Origin of the sequence: Micromonospora sp. CA-248260, assembly GCF_050942205.1 — a bacterium.
GTDB classification, from domain to species: Bacteria; Actinomycetota; Actinomycetes; order Mycobacteriales; family Micromonosporaceae; genus Micromonospora; species Micromonospora antibiotica.
The window spans coordinates 6012031-6027601 of the sequence record NZ_CP192021.1 but is presented as its reverse complement, the minus strand read 5'-3'; the positions used below and the strand labels follow the sequence as shown (position 1 = coordinate 6027601).

The following is a 15571-nucleotide window of genomic DNA, read 5'->3' as shown; positions in this document are numbered from 1 at the left end:
GTGTCGACGAGGGAAGGGCGCAGCCTGATGACCGACGCTGATCCGGACCGGGACGCCGCCGCGCACCTGCTCTGCCAGTACGACCACGGGCCGGCCGGCGACGGGCCCGGCGTACGGCGGCCCATCGGGCTGGCCGAGGCGGCCGACCTGTGGCGGCGGGCCCTGGAGTCCGGCCGGGCGGCCGAGTCGACGGTGGACGCGCCGGAGGAGGGCGGCGACGTGATCGCCTTCTCGACCGCGCGGGCGCACGTGGTGGCGGCCCTGCTGGAGGAGTTCGCGGCCAGGGTCGAGCCCGGGAGGTCCACGCCGGCGGTGCGGGCCGACGACTCGCTGGCGGAGCTGGCGACGCGGCTCGCCCGGCACCTTGAGTCGGGCACCGGTTACTGAGGGGACGTGGCGATGAGCGACGACGACCTGACCGTCCCGGTCCCACCGGCCGACCCCACCCGGGAGCTGCTGATCTGGCCCGACTACGAGCGGGACGCCGGCGGTCGTACGACGGCGCGAAGGGTCGGGCTCGACGAGAAGGCCGCCCAGTGGCGGGCGACTGTCGACGCGGGACGCCCGACCGAGGAACGGCTCGGTCGGGCCGCCCCCGGGCTGGTGTCGATGTCGAGCGCCCGTGGCCTGGTCGTCGCGGCGATGCTGCGGGAACTGGCGGCCCGGGTCCGGCCCGGATTCAGCTGTGGCCCGGTCCGCTCCGACGGCTCGCTCAGCGTGCTGGCCCGCGAGCTGGCCGACGACCTGCGTCGCCGTACCGACCGATGACCCCGGCCGGTGGAGAACCCGACCGGCGGCAGCCGGAGGGCGCGTCGACGGGTTCCTGTTCGGTCGGGAACCCGCACGACGAGGGCGGCGTGGTGCTGCTGCCGGCGCTGCGTACCCGGGACGAGGCCGACATCTATCTCGACCTGCACCCCTGCCCGCGCTGCGGCTCGATGGAAACCGCCTGGCGGGACGGGCCCGTGACGGTGCGGTCGCGGCGGGCTCACCGGTACGCCGGCCGCTGCGCCGACTGCGACGAGAACCGGGAGTTCCTGTTCGAGGTTTCCGAGGATGGCGACGGACCGGCCCCGCCGGGGCCACGTCCGAGGACCCGGTTCGGTGGGGATGGACCCTCCCTGCTGCTCGACCCCGGCGAGTGGATGCTCGTCGCCGACTGGTGTGTCGAGGCATGGTCGTCGTCGGATGCCCGGGGCGACGACACGGGGGCGGCGGACTCACTGTGGACCGCGGTGGCCGCGATCGAGGAGGTGCGCAAGTTCCTCCCGGCCGACGGGGAGGCCGTACCCGAGTCGGCGTTCTGGTCGGTGCGGGGCCGTACGGTCTATCACCGGGAACCCGGCCGGTTCCGGCGTCGCCGGTTGCAGGTCCTGCTGGACCTCTACCTCAACCGGGTGCCCTGGGTGCCGTCGTGACCGGCGTGCCCGCCACCGGGCGCACCGGCCCGCCGATCGACCCCAGCCAGGTACGGAGGAGTGGATGGACACCCGACGGGTGATCGACATGCTCGAACGTGCCGTCTTCACCGGCGACGAACGGGTGAGGCGTACGTTCGGCGGGCCGGCCCTGCTGGGGCTGGAGACGGCCCAGATGGGCTACGAGGCGCGGCCGGCGGACTGGGCGGTGGCGCGGGAGAGCTGGGTCGACGAGGTGATCGAGGTGGTCGGCACGAACGGTGCCGTGACCACCACCTTCGGCCTGCTGTTCCCCCGTGCCGGCGAGGGCGTGGTGTTGAACTCGCCGGCCACGATGGCGGCGCTGGGCCGACGGGTAGGGGTGGACCTCGATCCGGTGGCGTACGCCGAACTGCTCGCCGTCCTCCACTCCGGCGCGACGCCCGACGGCCGGTTCGGGTACGCGTTCTCCGCGACCCCCGGGTTCCCGCCGGGCTGGCTGATCCGCGACCCGGACCACTTCCGCACCGCTTTTCTGGTGCCGTCGGCACCCCCGGTCGGGCCCCCGACGTTCGCCGGTCGGGCCGACGGAAGCTGGACGCTGCGCTTCTGGTCGCACGACTACCACCTGTTGGAGGCGCTGGCGGCGGCGGTCGACGTCCACGAGTGGGAGGTGACCGGTGACCCGGCCGGACCGGCGTCCTGGTCACGCCGGACGGTCGGCACCCGGCTGCCGCTCGCCTGAACGACGACGGCGGCGGTGACGCCGGCAGGACGCGGTGAACCCGGCAGGGCGCCGCGCGGGCCGACGCCTGGCGGGTCGGGTGGCAGAATGACGTGCGCCGACGGCCGGACGGGGAGGTTGCTGGTGGACACGGAGTGGACGACCGGGGCGCTCCAGCGGTACGTGCTGGCCCCCGACGAGGCCACCGGACAGGTGTGGGTAGGCCCGGAGTCGGTCACCGTGAAGACCGACCGGTTCCGTTACCGGGCCCGGCCGGCACAGTGGGCCGTCGTCGACGCGGACTGGCTGGCCGAGGCGGTCCGGGTGGTGGCGGCACGGCAACCCATGTTCGTCACCCATGGCCTGCTGCGCACCACGTCGGGCGGGACGCTGCACCTCAACCGGCCCGGGGTGATGGCCGAGCTGGGCCGCCGGGTGGGTGCCGGGCTGGAGCCGTCGGCGTACGCGGAGCTGCTGGGTGAGCTGTGCTCGGCATGGACGATCGACGGCTCGGTGGTGCGCCCCTTCTCGGTGACCGAGGGCACCCGCGCCGGCTGGTTGATCCGTGACCCGGACCATTTCACCCACGTGCTCGCGGTGCCGGACGCGCCTGCGGTGACGCCCCCGACGTTCGTGCCCGACCCGGACGGGGGCTGGACCTTGCGGTTCTTCTCGCACAACCACTACCTGTTGGAGATCCGCTCCGCGGTGGACGTGTACCGGTGGACGGTGACGGGTGGACCGGACCGGGCGGCGACCTGGGTCCGGGAGACGGTCGCCGAGCGGGTGGAGCGTCCGCTGCCGTGACCGGTCGGACCGCCGGAACCGGCCGGCCAGCAGAGACCAGCCCCGGCCCGTCGGGCCGGGCGGGCGGTCCGCCCGGCGGCGGACGGCATCCGGAGGTGACCCGATGGCGATGACCGACGACCCGGAGCGGCAGCGCCGGCTGCGCGACCTGGCCGACCTGCACGCCCGGTGGCAGGCCACGCACCAGGTGGACGACGCCGACTTCACCCCCGAGGGCGCCGACTCGGCGCAGCGTCGGCCGCCGTCGGCACAGGCGCAGCGCGAGTACATGCGCCAGGCCCGGGAGATCATGGGCCTCGACCCGGACACCGGCCACTACCGGGACACCGAGTGACCCTGCTGCCCGCCGTCCGGACCTGGACGGCACCCGCCGACGCCGGTCCGCACCCCCGCAGCAGGTTCGGCGGCCCGCAGCCGTCCGCCCTGCTCGACCCCGGTGAGTGGCTGCTCGTCGCCGACTGGTGCGGGGAGGCGGCGGAGGTGGCCGAGCGGCAGGGCGCCGACGCCGAAGCGGCGGACCTGCGGTGGGCCGCCGTGGCCGCCCTGGAGGAGGTCCGTAAGTTCCTGCCTGAGACCGGCGACGCGGTGCCGGAGGCGGCCTTCTGGTCGACCCGGGGGCGGACGGTCTACCAGCGGGAACCGGGGCGGTTCCGTCGTCGCCGGATCGAGGTGGTCCGCGACTTCCACCTCGACCACATGCCGTGGAGCCCGGCGTGACACCGCTGGCCGCGCGGTCCACCCACGAGGCCCACCTCTACATGGACCTGCAACCGTGCGGCTGCGGGCAGGGGCGCTTCCCGCGCGCCTCCACCGTACTCACCCTGCCCGACGGCGACCTGGCCCGCCGCTACACCGGCGCGTGCCAGGGGTGCGGCGCGGCCCGCGAGTTCCTGTTCCGGCTGCCCGCCGCGCCCGTCGGCGTCGAGGAGGGCTTCCGGTACGGCGGCCCGGAGCCGTCCCGGCTGATCGACGCCGGGGAGTGGCTGTGGGTGGCCGAGAACCACGCCCGGGCGGTGCCGGCCGGGGCGCGGACCCTGCCGGAGGCGGACCGTGGGCGGTGCCGGTCCCGACTGACCGCCGCCGTCGCCGCGCTCGACGAGGTGGTGAAGTTCGTGCCGCCCGGCGGGGCCCGGGTGCCGTTCACGGCGGTCTGGACGGCGCTGGGCCGCACGCTCTACCAGCGGGAACCGGGGCGGTTCCGGGCCGGCCGGCTGGTCGCGGTGCGGTCGGCGTACGTGGGGGCGATGCGCCGCCTGGGCTGAGCCGTCGGGGTGGACGCGGTCAGTCGGCGGTGCCGCCCGACCGCTGCGCGGGGGTGGCGGCCCTGCCGGCCGGTGTGCTGGCCGACAGGTTCGCCACGCACGTCGGGGAGATGCTGGTCTGGTCCTGCACGATCCGGTCGTCGAACAGGATCGTGCAGTGCAACGTCGGGATCCCGCCGGCATACGCCAACCGCTCGTCGACCCCCGGCCGGGCCTGCGGCGTCGCCGACACCCACACCCGTTCGACGTCGGGATGACGCAGCGTCACCGCGTGGGACCAGGCCCAGGTCAGGCTGGTGGCGGACTGTGTCTTCAGCGCGCTGTGCCCCCAGGTGACCGCCATCCCGAACAGCCCACCCCCGCCGCCGACCACCTCGACGGTGAGCGTGACGACGTACTCCACCGGGGCCGGTGCGGGAGCGGGCGACGGGCCGGCGGAACAACCGGCCACAGTGGCGGCCACAGCGGCCACAGCGGCGACACGTCGCATGGAACCTCCTGCGCAACGGCGGCGGACGGCGACCGGCCCGTAGCCTAGCGTGCGCCCCTGTGGGTCCCGCCCGCCGGCGGGACATCGCTAGGCTCAGGTCGGCACCGGGCAGGGAAGGAGACCCGTCGTGGACGAGTCGTGGCAGCCGGCCAACGACACCGAACGGGCGTTGCTGCGCGCGGCGCGCGACGACGACCGCACCGGGTTCTTCCGCATCCTCACCCGGGCCGAGCTGTTCCTGCCGCAGTTGCGTGCCGACGACCCGGCCGACGGCGGTCAGCGGTTCGTCACGATGGACCTCTTCGGACAGCCGTTCCTGCCCGTGTTCACCTCGCTGGAGGCGATGGTGCCGCAGGTCGCCGGGGTCGCCGACGCGTACACCGTGACCGGGTACGACGAGCTGTGCGAGCGGTGGCCGGTGGCCGGGTGGCGGCTGGCGGTCAACCCGGGCACCCCGCTGGACGCGTACCTGCCGGTGGAGGCGGTCCGGGCGGCGGCGGACGGGGAGCTGGCCGTGCCCGCCGGGGCGGAGCTGCTCACCGAGCTGGCCGAGGCGGCGGCCGACGACGAGATCGCCGCCGCGACCGCCGACGGGCCGGACGATCCGGCTGCCGCGACCGCCCCACCGGCACCCGCCCCGGGCCCGGCGGACGAGCCGGACACCGCCGCGCTGTTGCGGGACGCGGCCGAGCGCGGCGACTCCGTCGGTTACCTGGATGCGCTGCTCGACGCGCTGGTGGTGCTCCCCACCGGTGCCCCGGTGCCCGACCCGGCCCGGCTGGTCGACCCGGACTTCCCGTGGCGTGCGGTCGACGCGGGGGAGACGCCGGTGATCGAGGTGTTCACCGCCCCGGAACGTTTCGCGCGGGCCTACCCGGACGGCACGCCGAGCCTGCGGGCCACGATGGCCGCCCTGCTCACCGTCTGGCCGCCGGGGTACGCCCTGGCCGTCGACCCGGACTCCCCGGCCGGCATCACCGTCCCCGCCGACCAGGTGCCGTTCCTCCTGCTCTGGCCCACCCCCGACGAGACGGGCCCCGACGAGGTCACCCGCGCCGGGGCCGCCACCGACGACCCGAACTCCGCCGGGGCCGTCGCCGGGCGGCCGGCCGATGCCGGGTGGGGCCGGTGAGCGGGGCGACGCTGATCCCCGGTGCCCGGTACGCCTTCGGGGTGGTCCATCCGGTCGCGCCGATGCTGCGGGTCCGCTACCGGCAGGGGGTGCCGGTCGACCCGTACGGCTTTCCGGACTGGACGCCGTACGCGCGGGCGGTGGTCGAGCTGCCGCCACTGCCACCGGGCATCGGGGTGGACGCGGCCCGGGTGTTGGACGTGCTCACCGCCAACCTGGCCGTACCCGACCCGGCCGACCCGGACGCGTCCGGGCGTACCCCGGCGGGGTGGGTCTGGGCGCATCTGGCACGCAGCCGGCGGGTCGCGCTGGTGCCGGCGGAGTTGCACGCGGCGCTGCGGCACCTGGGCGGGGTGGGCACCGGCGACGCCGACCCCCGGCGGCGCGGGCTGCCGGTGGACGCCGCCACGCCGCCGCCGCTGCGGTTCGCCGAACGGCTCAGCCCACCGGCGGTGGCCCGCGTCGAGCAGCGGCTCGGGTTCGCCTTGCCGGGCGGCTACCGGGACTTCCTGGCCCGCACCAACGGTGGCTGGCCGGACTGGCCGGCGGTGCACCCCCGGTTCGGCTTCGTGGTCGACCAGCCGCTTTTCGGGGTGGCCCGCGCCGACCGGATGCAGGACCTGTGCCACGCCAACGCCTGGTTCACCGACCGGTTCACCGCCGACTGGCTGGCGGTCGGGCACGTGCAGGGTGGGCTGCTCGCCGTCCGGGTGGCCGGCGGCGACGAGGGGTCGGTCTGGTACTGGGACGACGACGACCCCCGGGCCCGCGACGACGACACCGCCGCCGACGTCGGCAACCGGCTGCTGCACCGCTGCGCCGACAGCTTCGGCGTCTTCTGGCACGCCCTGCGGGCTGTGCCGGGTCCGCTGCGTGACCTGGCCGTGGAGGCGGTGGCCGGGGGGCGGGTGACCCGGGTCGTGGACGAGCGGGCCGGGTCGGCGTTGCCGCCGGCCCGCCGGCAGCCGGCGGCGTGAGGCCGGGACGGAGGAACACATGACGGGGTACGGACGGCGCGGGCGACAGCCGGACGCCACGCAGGCACGGGGCCGGACGGTCATCGCCGACCCGCACCGGTCGGGCGGTCCGGCGGCCGGCGGCGTGACCCGGTCGGGTGGCCCGGCGGCCGGCGGCGTGACCTGGTCGGGTGGCCCGGCGGCCGGCAGGCCGGCGACGGGCGGCCCGGCCCGGTCGGGCCGGCGTCGGGTGGCGGGTGGGGTGGTCGTCGGGCTCGCCGCCGGACTGCTGGCCGGGCCGGTGCCGCCCGCTGCGGCGGCACCCGACTGTGCGCAGGCCGGTGGGCAGGTCGCCGCGCCGTCCTGGGCCCAGCAGGTGCTCGCCCCGGAACAGGTGTGGCCGTTCAGCCAGGGTGCCGGGGTCACCGTCGCGGTGCTCGGCTCCGGAGTGGACGGTGACCACCCGCAGTTGCGGGGGAGGGTCGAGCCCGGCTACGACGCGGTCCGGGGCAGCGGTCGGGCCGACACCGACTGCACCGGCCAGGGCACCCGGGTGGCCGGGCTGATCGTCGCCCGGCAGGCCGGCCCGTCGCCGTTCGCGGGGCTCGCGCCGAGCGCCCGGGTGCTGCCGGTACGGGTGGTCGACGACCGGGCGTTCGGTGCCGCCCCGATCGACCCGGGGGTGCTGGCCCGGGGCATCGACTGGGCCGTCGACCGGGGTGCCCGGGTGGTCGCGGTGACCGTGGCCGCCGACCGGGACAGCGCGGCCCTGCGGACGTCGGTGCGGCGGGCCGTCGTCCGGGGTGTGCTGGTGGTGGGTGCCAGCGGCGACCGGGGCGGGGACGGCAACCCGGTGTCCTACCCGGCCGGCTACCCGGAGGTCCTCGCCGTCGGGGCGATCGGCCCGGACGGGCGGCGGTGGCCGAAATCGCAGTACGGGCCGTACCTGGACCTGGTCGCGCCGGGCGTCGCCGTCACCACCACCCAGCGCGGCAGCGGGCTGGTCGAGGCCGCCGACGGCACCGCGTTGGCGTGCGGGTTCGTGGCCGCTGCGGTCGCCCTCACCCTGGCCAAGCGGGGCGGTGCGCCGCGCAGCGAACTGGTCCGGCTGTTGACGGTGACGGCGGTTCCCGGCGCCGACCGCGCCGAGTACGGCCACGGCACGGTCAACCCGTACGGGGCGCTCAACGACCAACTGCTGCCGCAGGCCGGACCTGCCCCGCTGCCCCGGTTCCGGCCTGCCGTCGACCGGCCCGACCCGGCGCTGCGGGAGAGCCGGCGGATCGCGCTGGCCGGTGCCGTGCTCGCCCTCGGCACCGTCCTGGTGATCTGTGCGGTCGCACTGACCCTGCCCAGGGTGCGTCGACGCCGGTGGCGGGCCGCCGTCGCGCCGGCACCCGCCCGGTCGGCGCAGCCCACCGAACCGGGCCCCCCGGTGCAGCTCTTCGACGACCCGGAACCCGGCCCCGGCCGATGAACACCGCCCGCAGTTCAGGGCCGTGCTCCGCCGGGGGCGGGCCGCCCGGGGACAGCGGTCGGGCGGGCCGGTACGCCCGGTGGGGTCGGTCAGCCCCCGACGGTGACCGGGGCGGGACGGACCGCGCCCCGTGGGTCCAGGGTCGGGCCGGTCGGGACCAGCATGGTCAGGCTCGGTGGCACCACCAACGCACCCTCCGCCGGGTAGCCGAGCAGGCGCAACGCCTCGGCCGACGGCACCGCGTACCGGATGCCCAGGTCGGTGACGATGCTGTAGGCCCCGGGGCTGCCGAGCAGCTTCAGCACGGTGACCCGGCCGGCGGGGGCGGCGATCCGGTCGGCGAGCGGGACGCCGTCCGGGGAGACGGAACCGGTCGGCGCGGCCCGGTCCGCGCCGGGCAGCGTGCCGCCCACGGTCAGCTCCGGCGGGGTGCCGGCGTCGGAGGTGGCGGCACAGAGCTGCTGGCCCGGCTCCGGGCCGAGCAGCTTCGGTGGGGTGGCGGGCGGCTGGCCCCGGTCCGCCGGGCGGGGTAGCTGCCCGCTCTTCGGCAGCGCCGTGACTGCGGAGACGGCGACCGGCACCGGTTGCCGCCCCGACTGGCCGGTCTGGATGGCCTGCTGCACGGGGGTGATCGGGGCGACCCCGTCGGTGAGCACCAGGTAGTGCTGCGGGCCGGAAGCGGTCTGGGTGACCAGCACGTCACCGTTGCGGCGGCCGGGCACCTCCCGGGACGGGTCGTCCCGGTCGGCGACGGGCAGGGCGGCGAGGTCGACCCCGGCGGGCAGCGCGTTCAGCCAGGCGGTGCCGACGGGGGTCGGGGTGACCGCCCCGAACAGGGCGGGCACGACCACCCGGGAACCCTGCACCAGGTGCCGGCGACCGTGCCAGACCAGGTAGTTCATGCCCAGCGTGGCGTCCTTGACGAGCAGCCCGTCGTCGCCGACGCCCCGCCCGTCGACCGGGCGGGCGGCCAGCGCCAGGGTCACCGTGTCGGTGGTACGGCCGGTGTCGTCGGTCGCCGGGGCGGAGCAGACCGTCCACGGCAGACCCGCCTGCCGGTCCGCTGCCGGCAGCGAGGCCGGGGCGTTCGGGATGCCCATCGTCACGCCCCGGGGGACCGCGCTGAGGGTGCTGCTGGAGACGCGTACCACGGGGGTGCCGGGGCGACCGGCGGCCAGCAACGCGGAGGCGTAGTTGAGCGTGGGGTGCAGCCGGCCGTCCAGATAGACGTAGGTGGCGCCGGTCTCCTTCTCGACCACCACCGAGCCGGGCTTGCGCCAACTGTCCCCGCCGACCTTGGTGAGCAGTCCGTAGATGCCCACCCCGGCGGCGACCAGGACGGCCACCATCAGGCCGCCGAACAACGCGCCGATGCCCCGACGCAGCGGCGACTGCTGCGGGTCGGTCTCGCGCATCACGAACGCGGACATCACCCGCTGGGTCATGAACTGGTAGGACTGGAGCTGGTCGCGGCGGGTCGTCATCGTCGCCTCACCCGCCGATCGAGGCGAACATCCCCCGGATCGCCCCGAACAGGCCGATGACCGCGCAGGCCAGCGGAATCAACGCCATGATGGCGATCACGTCGGCGATGTCGGCGGCCCGGCCCAGATAGGGTGACGGTCGGCGACGGCTGTAGAGCAGGCCGGCGACCAGGGTCACCGCCGCCACGGCGACCACACCGAGCCCGATCAGCATCCGGTCACCGCCCGACGTGGTGGCCAGCAGCGCGGCGACGGTCAGCGCCGACAGCCCCAACAGGCCACTGACCAGCAGCGGCACCCGCTGCGCGGCGGTCGGGAACAGCCGCCCGCGCAGCAGCAGCGCACCGGCACCGCAGAGCGCCAGCAACACGCCGGCCGGGGTGCGGTCTTCGGTCAGCAGGAACGCGATGGCGAGCGCGCCGCAGACCGACGCGGACAGCAGCATCCCGGTGAGCAGCTCGGTGGCCCGCGCCACCGTCACGAAGACCCTCGCCCGCTCGGGCACCGGCCGGTCCTTGAGGATCTCCTCCGGCCGGTCGGGCAGCTCCGGCACCGGCAGCCTGCCCAACCAACCGGCGATCAACGGGTAACCGGGCAGCAGACCGATCACGGTGGTCAACGTCGCCGCCGCCGCCCCGGCGGGGGAGACCCCGCCGTAGCAGAGCAGCGCGGCCAGCACGCCGGTCAGGCCGGCGGCAGCCCCGGCCATGAACAGCCGCTGCACACCGCCCACCGCCGCGTACCCGGCGATGCCGAAGACCAGCAGTGCGGCGGAGCCGAGCAGCAGGCTCGGTGCGCCCAGGTCGACGATCCGCACCCCGTCCGGGGCGGCGAGCAACGCCCCGCCGAGCAGGGCGTAGGGCAGGCCGGCGGCGGCGACCACGGCACCGGCGGTCGCGTCGGGCACGGCCCGCGACAACACCGGCCCGGCGACCGCCAGCAGCGCCGCGACCCCCAGCGCCAGCAGGCCCGGGGCCCGCCACGGCGAGCCGACCGCGAGCAGGGCGAACAGCCCGAATCCGAGCAGCGCGGCGGTCACCGTCAACCCGGCCCGCCGGGTGGCGTCGTTGCTCCACGACCGACCGGTCCGGCGCGCGCCGCTGGCGATCACCTCGACCACGTCGTCGTACGCCAGCTCGGGCCATTCGTCGCGGCCCGGCGTGAGGTGCAGCAGCTCGCCGTCGCGGACGCCCTGCACGGCGAGGTTGCGGGTGGCCTCCAACAGGGTGCCGGTGGCCCGTCGGAGCACCCATCCGCCCTGCTGCTCACCGACGTCGCCGAGCCCCTCCCCGGCATGCCGGAGCAGGTGCGGCAACAACTCCCCGACGAGCATGCCGTTGGGCAACGCCACGTCCATCCGCCGCTGGGGAGCGGCGATCGTCACCCTGGCCAGACTGAGACCGCCCGGGGCCGTCACGCTGGTCACCTCCCCGTGTGCCACGCGTCCGCGCGGTCGCCTCCTGGGCCCTCCGCGGCGGTCAAGGTAGCACGGCGGGGCCGCCCGTCGGGGGGTCCGGCCGACGGGCGGACGGCGGTCCCTGCCAGGGGCGACCGGTCGATAGAGTGGGCCGCCGGTGACCTATGTGGTGGGAGGTACGGGGGAGATGTCGTCGTTGGTGGTCGTCAAGCGTCCACCCCGCCGGCCGGCACCCCCGCTGCCGACCGGGGAGGTGCTGCTCGACCCGCCGCCGGAGGTGCCGGCGGCCGGCGGCCGGGGCTGGACCCGGATGCTGATGATCCTGCCGATGGCGGCCGGTGCCGCGGCGATGGGCCTGATGATGGGCATGCAGCGCGGTGGAGTGATGACCTATGTGGTCGGTGGCATGTACGGGGTCTCCATCCTCGGCATGATCGCGGTGATGGTGGTCAACCAGTCCGGGCCGGGCAAACGCGAGATGATCGAGGCACGCCGGCAGTACCTGCGCCGCCTCACCCAGCTGCGGGCCCAGGTCCGCAACACGGTCCGCCAGCAGCGGGAGGCCATCCACTACCGGCACCCCGACCCGGACTCGCTCTGGTCCACGGTGACCAGTGGCCGGCTGTGGGAGCGTCGGCGGGGTGACGCCGACTTCAGCGTGGTCCGCATCGGGCTCGGCCCGCAGGAGGTCGCCACCCCGCTGATCCCGCCGCAGACCCGCCCGGTGGACGAGTTGGAGCCGCTGTGCGCGGTGGCGCTGCGCCGGTTCGTCGCCACCTACTCGGTGGTGCCCGACCTGCCGGTGGCGATCGCCCTGCGCGACTTCTCCCACGTCCACCTGCGCGGGGCCGACGACGCCGTACGCGGGTTGGTGCGCGCGGTGGTGGCCCAGTTGACCACCTTCCACGCCCCCGACGACCTGCTGGTCGCGCTCTGCGTCGACCCCGACCGCCGGGCCGGGTGGGAGTGGGCGAAGTGGCTGCCGCACGCCCAGCACCCGACGAAACTCGACGCGGTCGGGCCGATCCGGCTCTTCGCCCCGACCGTGGTGGCGCTGGAGGCGATGCTCGTCGACGTGCTCGCCAACCGGCCGCGCTTCGACCCGTCGGCGACGGCGACCGTCGCGCCGTACGTGCTGGTGGTGATCGACGGCGGGCAGGTCGCCGGCTCCGACCACCTGATGACCGAGGGCGGGGTCGCCGGGGTGACCCTGCTGGACCTCACCGGTCACCCCCCGCGCCTGCTCGACGAGACCTCCGTGGTGCTCGACGTCGCCGAGGACGGCACCATCTCGGGCACCACGATGGACGGCAGCACCCGGGTCGGCCGGGCCGACACCCTCGATCCGGCCCGGGCCGAGGTGCTGGCCCGGGAGTTGTCCCCGCTGCGGCTGTCCGCCGCGTCGTACGTCGACCAGCCGACCGTGGCCGCCGACCTGGGGTTGGCCGACCTGCTCGGCCTCGGTGACCCCTACGAGCTGGACCTGGCCACCGCCTGGGGCAGCCGGCCCAACCGCAGTCGGTTGCGGGTGCCGATCGGGGTCAACGAGAACGGCCGGCCGGTCGAGCTGGACCTCAAGGAGTCCGCCCAGGAGGGGATGGGCCCGCACGGGCTGCTGGTCGGCGCGACCGGCTCCGGCAAGAGCGAGCTGCTGCGGACGCTGGTGCTGGCGCTGACCGTCACGCACAGCCCGGAGATCCTCAACCTGGTGCTTGTCGACTTCAAGGGCGGTGCCACCTTCGCCGCGCTGGACCGGCTGCCGCACACCAGTGCCGTGATCACCAACCTGGCCGACGAGTTGTTCCTGGTCGACCGGATGCTCGGGGCGATCCAGGGCGAGATCACCCGCCGGCAGGAGCTGCTGCGCCGGGCCGGCAACTACGCCTCGCAGCGCGACTACGAGCGGGCCCGCGCGGCCGGGGTGCCGCTCGCCCCGCTGCCCAGCCTGCTGATCGTGGTGGACGAGTTCAGCGAGCTGCTCAGCGCCCGACCGGACTTCATCGACATGTTCGTGCAGATCGGCCGGGTGGGCCGGTCGCTGGGCATGCACCTGCTGCTGGCCTCGCAGCGGCTGGAGGAGGGGCGGCTGCGGGGCCTGGAGACGCACCTGTCGTACCGGCTGGGGTTGCGGACGTTCTCCTCGATGGAGTCCCGCGCGGTGCTCGGGGTGGCCGACGCGTACGAGCTGCCCCGCTCGCCGGGGCACGGCTACCTCAAGGCCGGCACCGAGGGGCTGATCCGGTTCAAGGCCGCGTACGTCTCGGGGGCGGTCCGGCAGCACGGCGGGGTGCCCACCGTCGGTGGCCGGCTGATCGACCCGGTACGCGACTACACCACCGACTACGTCCCGCTCGCCACCGACGACGAGCCGGACGAGCCCACCCGGGCCCCGGTCGACGAGCATGTCGGGGAGAGCCTGCTCGACGTGCTGGTGGCGCGGATGCAGGGGCACGGGCCGGCCGCCCACCAGGTCTGGTTGCCGCCGCTGGAGGAGCCGCCCACCCTCGACGCGCTGCTGCCACCGGTGCAGGTGTCCCCGGTGCGGGGCCTGACGATCGCCGCCGAGGACCGGCACGGCGCACTGCACGGTGTCGCCGGCATCGTCGACAAACCGCTGGAGCAGCGCCGCGACCCGCTCTGGTTGGACCTGGCCGGGGCGGCCGGCAACGTGATGGTGGTGGGCGCACCGCAGACCGGCAAGAGCAACCTGCTGCGTACCCTGATCACCAGCCTGGCCCTGGGCAACACCCCGCGCGAGGCGCAGTTCTACTGCCTCGACTTCGGTGGCGGCACCCTGGCCGCGCTGGCCGGCCTGCCGCACGTCGGCGGGGTGGCCAGCCGGCGTGAGGTGGACAAGGTCCGGCGGACCATCGCCGAGCTGCACGGGTTGATGCAGGCCCGGGACGCGTTGTTCACCACGCACGCGGTGGAGGGCGCGGCGGCCTACCGGCGGGCCCGCCGGGAGGGCCGTTTCCAGGAGGACCCGTTCGGTGACGTGTTCCTGGTGGTGGACGGCTGGGCGGCGCTGCGGGCCGAGTTCGAGGACCTGGAACCCCTGGTCACCGAGCTGGCGAATCGGGGGCTCGGCTACGGCATCCACATCCTGGCCGCGACCAACAGGTGGATGGACGTCCGGCCCGCGGTGCGGGACATGTTCGGTGCGAAGGTGGAGCTGCGCCTCGGCGAGCCGGCCGACTCGGTGATCAACCGGCGGGCCGCGGTGAACGTGCCGGAGCAGCACGGCCACGGGCTCACCCCCGACGGCCTGCACTTCCTCGCCGGCCTGCCCCGCCTCGACGGCCGGCCCGTGGTCGACGACCTGCCGGACGCGCTGGCCGACCTGGTCAGGCAGGTGCAGCAGCACTGGACGTCGGCAGGTGCCCCGGCGGTGCGGCTGCTCCCCGCCGAGCTGCCCTTCGAGGCGCTGCCCGCCGCGCAGGGCGGCCTGATCCCGATCGGCATCGCCGAGACCGACCTCCAGCCGGTACGCCTCGACTTCACCGCCGAGCCGCACCTGCTGCTCTTCGGGGACGTCGAGTGCGGCAAGAGCACCTTCCTGCGTGGGCTGGCCCGCAGCATCGTCGAGGGCAACGACCCGGCGCAGGCCCGGATCATCCTGGTCGACTTCCGGCGTAGCCTGCTCGGCGCGGTGGACTCCGAGCACCTGATCGGTTACGGCACCTCCCCGCAGGTCACCGCCGACCTGGTCAAGCAGGTGTCCACGGTGATGGGGGAGCGGTTGCCGGGGCGGGACGTCACCGCCGAGCAACTGCGCGACCGCAGCTGGTGGAAGGGGCCGGAGCTCTACCTGCTGGTCGACGACTACGACCTGGTGGCCGGGGCGGCGGTCAACCCGCTCGCGCCGCTGCTGGAGTACCTGCCGCAGGCCCGCGACATCGGCCTGCACCTGGTGCTGACCCGACGGATCGGCGGTGCCGGACGGGCCATGTTCGACCCGATGATCGGGCGGATCAGGGAACTGGCCTCCCCGGGCATCATGATGTCCGGGCCGCGGGAGGAGGGCGCGCTGTTCGGCACCGTCAGGCCGCAGCGGCTGCCCGCCGGCCGGGGTTGGCTGTTCACCCGGCGCCACGGCGCCCAACTCGTCCAACTCCCCCTGGTGCCCCCGGCGTGAGCGGGGCCGTCGGTCCGACGGTCGGTTCTGCTCCCGAAGAGCAGAACTGCCTGCTAGCCTGGATGATGCAGGACGCCCGCCGGGCTCCCGCGCCCGCCTTGAGGCCCGCTGATGCGGGCCTCTCGTGCATCCGTCTCGGGTTTGCCTTCGCAGCGGATCCCAGCACCACGAGTGGTGGCGGCGTGGCTCGACGAGCGACCAGAGTTGCTCGTTGAGTGGAAGATCTCGTAGCCGTGCAGCTCCGCGTCGGCGGGAACCCCGTACGTCTTCGCGGCGTCGACCATGACGCG

15 protein-coding genes are annotated in these 15571 nt (G+C 75.2%); 12 read left to right on the top strand and 3 right to left on the bottom strand.

What is annotated here, in order from left to right; translation table 11 throughout:
• Positions 1 to 27: 27 nt before the first annotated feature.
• From ACQP2H_RS26020 to ACQP2H_RS25985, 8 genes are all read left to right on the top strand, one after another.
• Positions 28 to 387 (top strand): hypothetical protein, encoded by a 360-nt coding sequence (locus ACQP2H_RS26020; protein WP_219464570.1) that lies wholly within the window; start codon positions 28 to 30, stop codon positions 385 to 387.
• A 12-nt stretch (positions 388 to 399) separates the two neighbouring features.
• Positions 400 to 768, top strand: a complete 369-nt coding sequence (locus tag ACQP2H_RS26015; RefSeq protein WP_357535132.1) for a hypothetical protein — start codon at positions 400 to 402, stop codon at positions 766 to 768.
• Positions 765 to 1418 carry a hypothetical protein gene (locus ACQP2H_RS26010; protein ID WP_433229234.1) on the top strand — a complete coding sequence of 218 codons (654 nt, stop codon included), beginning with the start codon at positions 765 to 767 and terminating at the stop codon, positions 1416 to 1418. Before ACQP2H_RS26015 ends, ACQP2H_RS26010 begins: the two co-directional genes overlap by 4 nt.
• A gap of 64 nt (positions 1419 to 1482) precedes the next feature.
• The gene (locus ACQP2H_RS26005) at positions 1483 to 2142 is read left to right on the top strand and encodes a hypothetical protein (protein WP_219464567.1); all 660 of its coding nucleotides are present in this window, start codon (positions 1483 to 1485) and stop codon (positions 2140 to 2142) included.
• Positions 2143 to 2265: 123 nt separating this feature from the next.
• Positions 2266 to 2928: a hypothetical protein gene (locus ACQP2H_RS26000; protein ID WP_219464566.1), complete on the top strand. Its 663-nt coding sequence runs from the start codon at positions 2266 to 2268 to the stop codon at positions 2926 to 2928.
• 103 nt (positions 2929 to 3031) lie between these two features.
• Positions 3032 to 3262 carry a hypothetical protein gene (locus tag ACQP2H_RS25995; protein ID WP_145921565.1) on the top strand — a complete coding sequence of 77 codons (231 nt, stop codon included), beginning with the start codon at positions 3032 to 3034 and terminating at the stop codon, positions 3260 to 3262.
• Entirely contained in the window at positions 3259 to 3645 is a 387-nt protein-coding gene (locus ACQP2H_RS25990) for a hypothetical protein (RefSeq protein WP_433229231.1), read from the top strand. The genes ACQP2H_RS25995 and ACQP2H_RS25990 overlap by 4 nt, the downstream gene beginning before the upstream one ends.
• Complete coding sequence (locus ACQP2H_RS25985) at positions 3642 to 4190, top strand: hypothetical protein (protein WP_433229229.1); 549 nt, start codon at positions 3642 to 3644, stop codon at positions 4188 to 4190. Before ACQP2H_RS25990 ends, ACQP2H_RS25985 begins: the two co-directional genes overlap by 4 nt.
• 19 nt (positions 4191 to 4209) lie before the next feature.
• Here the strand turns inward: ACQP2H_RS25985 and ACQP2H_RS25980 are convergent, their stop codons facing one another.
• Positions 4210 to 4680 (bottom strand): hypothetical protein, encoded by a 471-nt coding sequence (locus ACQP2H_RS25980; protein ID WP_433229228.1) that lies wholly within the window; start codon positions 4678 to 4680, stop codon positions 4210 to 4212.
• Between the two features lie 127 nt (positions 4681 to 4807).
• On the opposite strand from ACQP2H_RS25980, the gene ACQP2H_RS25975 reads away from it, so the two are divergent.
• The 3 genes from ACQP2H_RS25975 to ACQP2H_RS25965 are packed head-to-tail and all read left to right on the top strand — an operon-like array spanning position 4808 to position 8245.
• Positions 4808 to 5812: an SseB family protein gene (locus ACQP2H_RS25975; protein WP_433229226.1), complete on the top strand. Its 1005-nt coding sequence runs from the start codon at positions 4808 to 4810 to the stop codon at positions 5810 to 5812.
• Positions 5809 to 6789 (top strand): SMI1/KNR4 family protein, encoded by a 981-nt coding sequence (locus ACQP2H_RS25970; protein ID WP_433229224.1) that lies wholly within the window; start codon positions 5809 to 5811, stop codon positions 6787 to 6789. The genes ACQP2H_RS25975 and ACQP2H_RS25970 overlap by 4 nt, the downstream gene beginning before the upstream one ends.
• Before the next feature lie 19 nt (positions 6790 to 6808).
• Positions 6809 to 8245, top strand: coding sequence for a S8 family serine peptidase (locus tag ACQP2H_RS25965; protein WP_433229222.1), 1437 nt, complete (start codon positions 6809 to 6811; stop codon positions 8243 to 8245).
• 89 nt (positions 8246 to 8334) lie between these two features.
• Here the strand turns inward: ACQP2H_RS25965 and eccB are convergent, their stop codons facing one another.
• Entirely contained in the window at positions 8335 to 9729 is a 1395-nt protein-coding gene (gene eccB, locus ACQP2H_RS25960) for a type VII secretion protein EccB (RefSeq protein WP_433229220.1), read from the bottom strand.
• A 7-nt stretch (positions 9730 to 9736) separates the two neighbouring features.
• Positions 9737 to 11113 carry a type VII secretion integral membrane protein EccD gene (eccD, locus tag ACQP2H_RS25955; RefSeq protein ID WP_363818897.1) on the bottom strand — a complete coding sequence of 459 codons (1377 nt, stop codon included), beginning with the start codon at positions 11111 to 11113 and terminating at the stop codon, positions 9737 to 9739.
• Between the two features lie 220 nt (positions 11114 to 11333).
• Here eccD and eccCa point away from each other — a divergent pair, with 220 nt between their 5' ends.
• Entirely contained in the window at positions 11334 to 15281 is a 3948-nt protein-coding gene (eccCa, locus tag ACQP2H_RS25950) for a type VII secretion protein EccCa (protein ID WP_433233678.1), read from the top strand.
• Positions 15282 to 15571 lie beyond the last annotated feature (290 nt).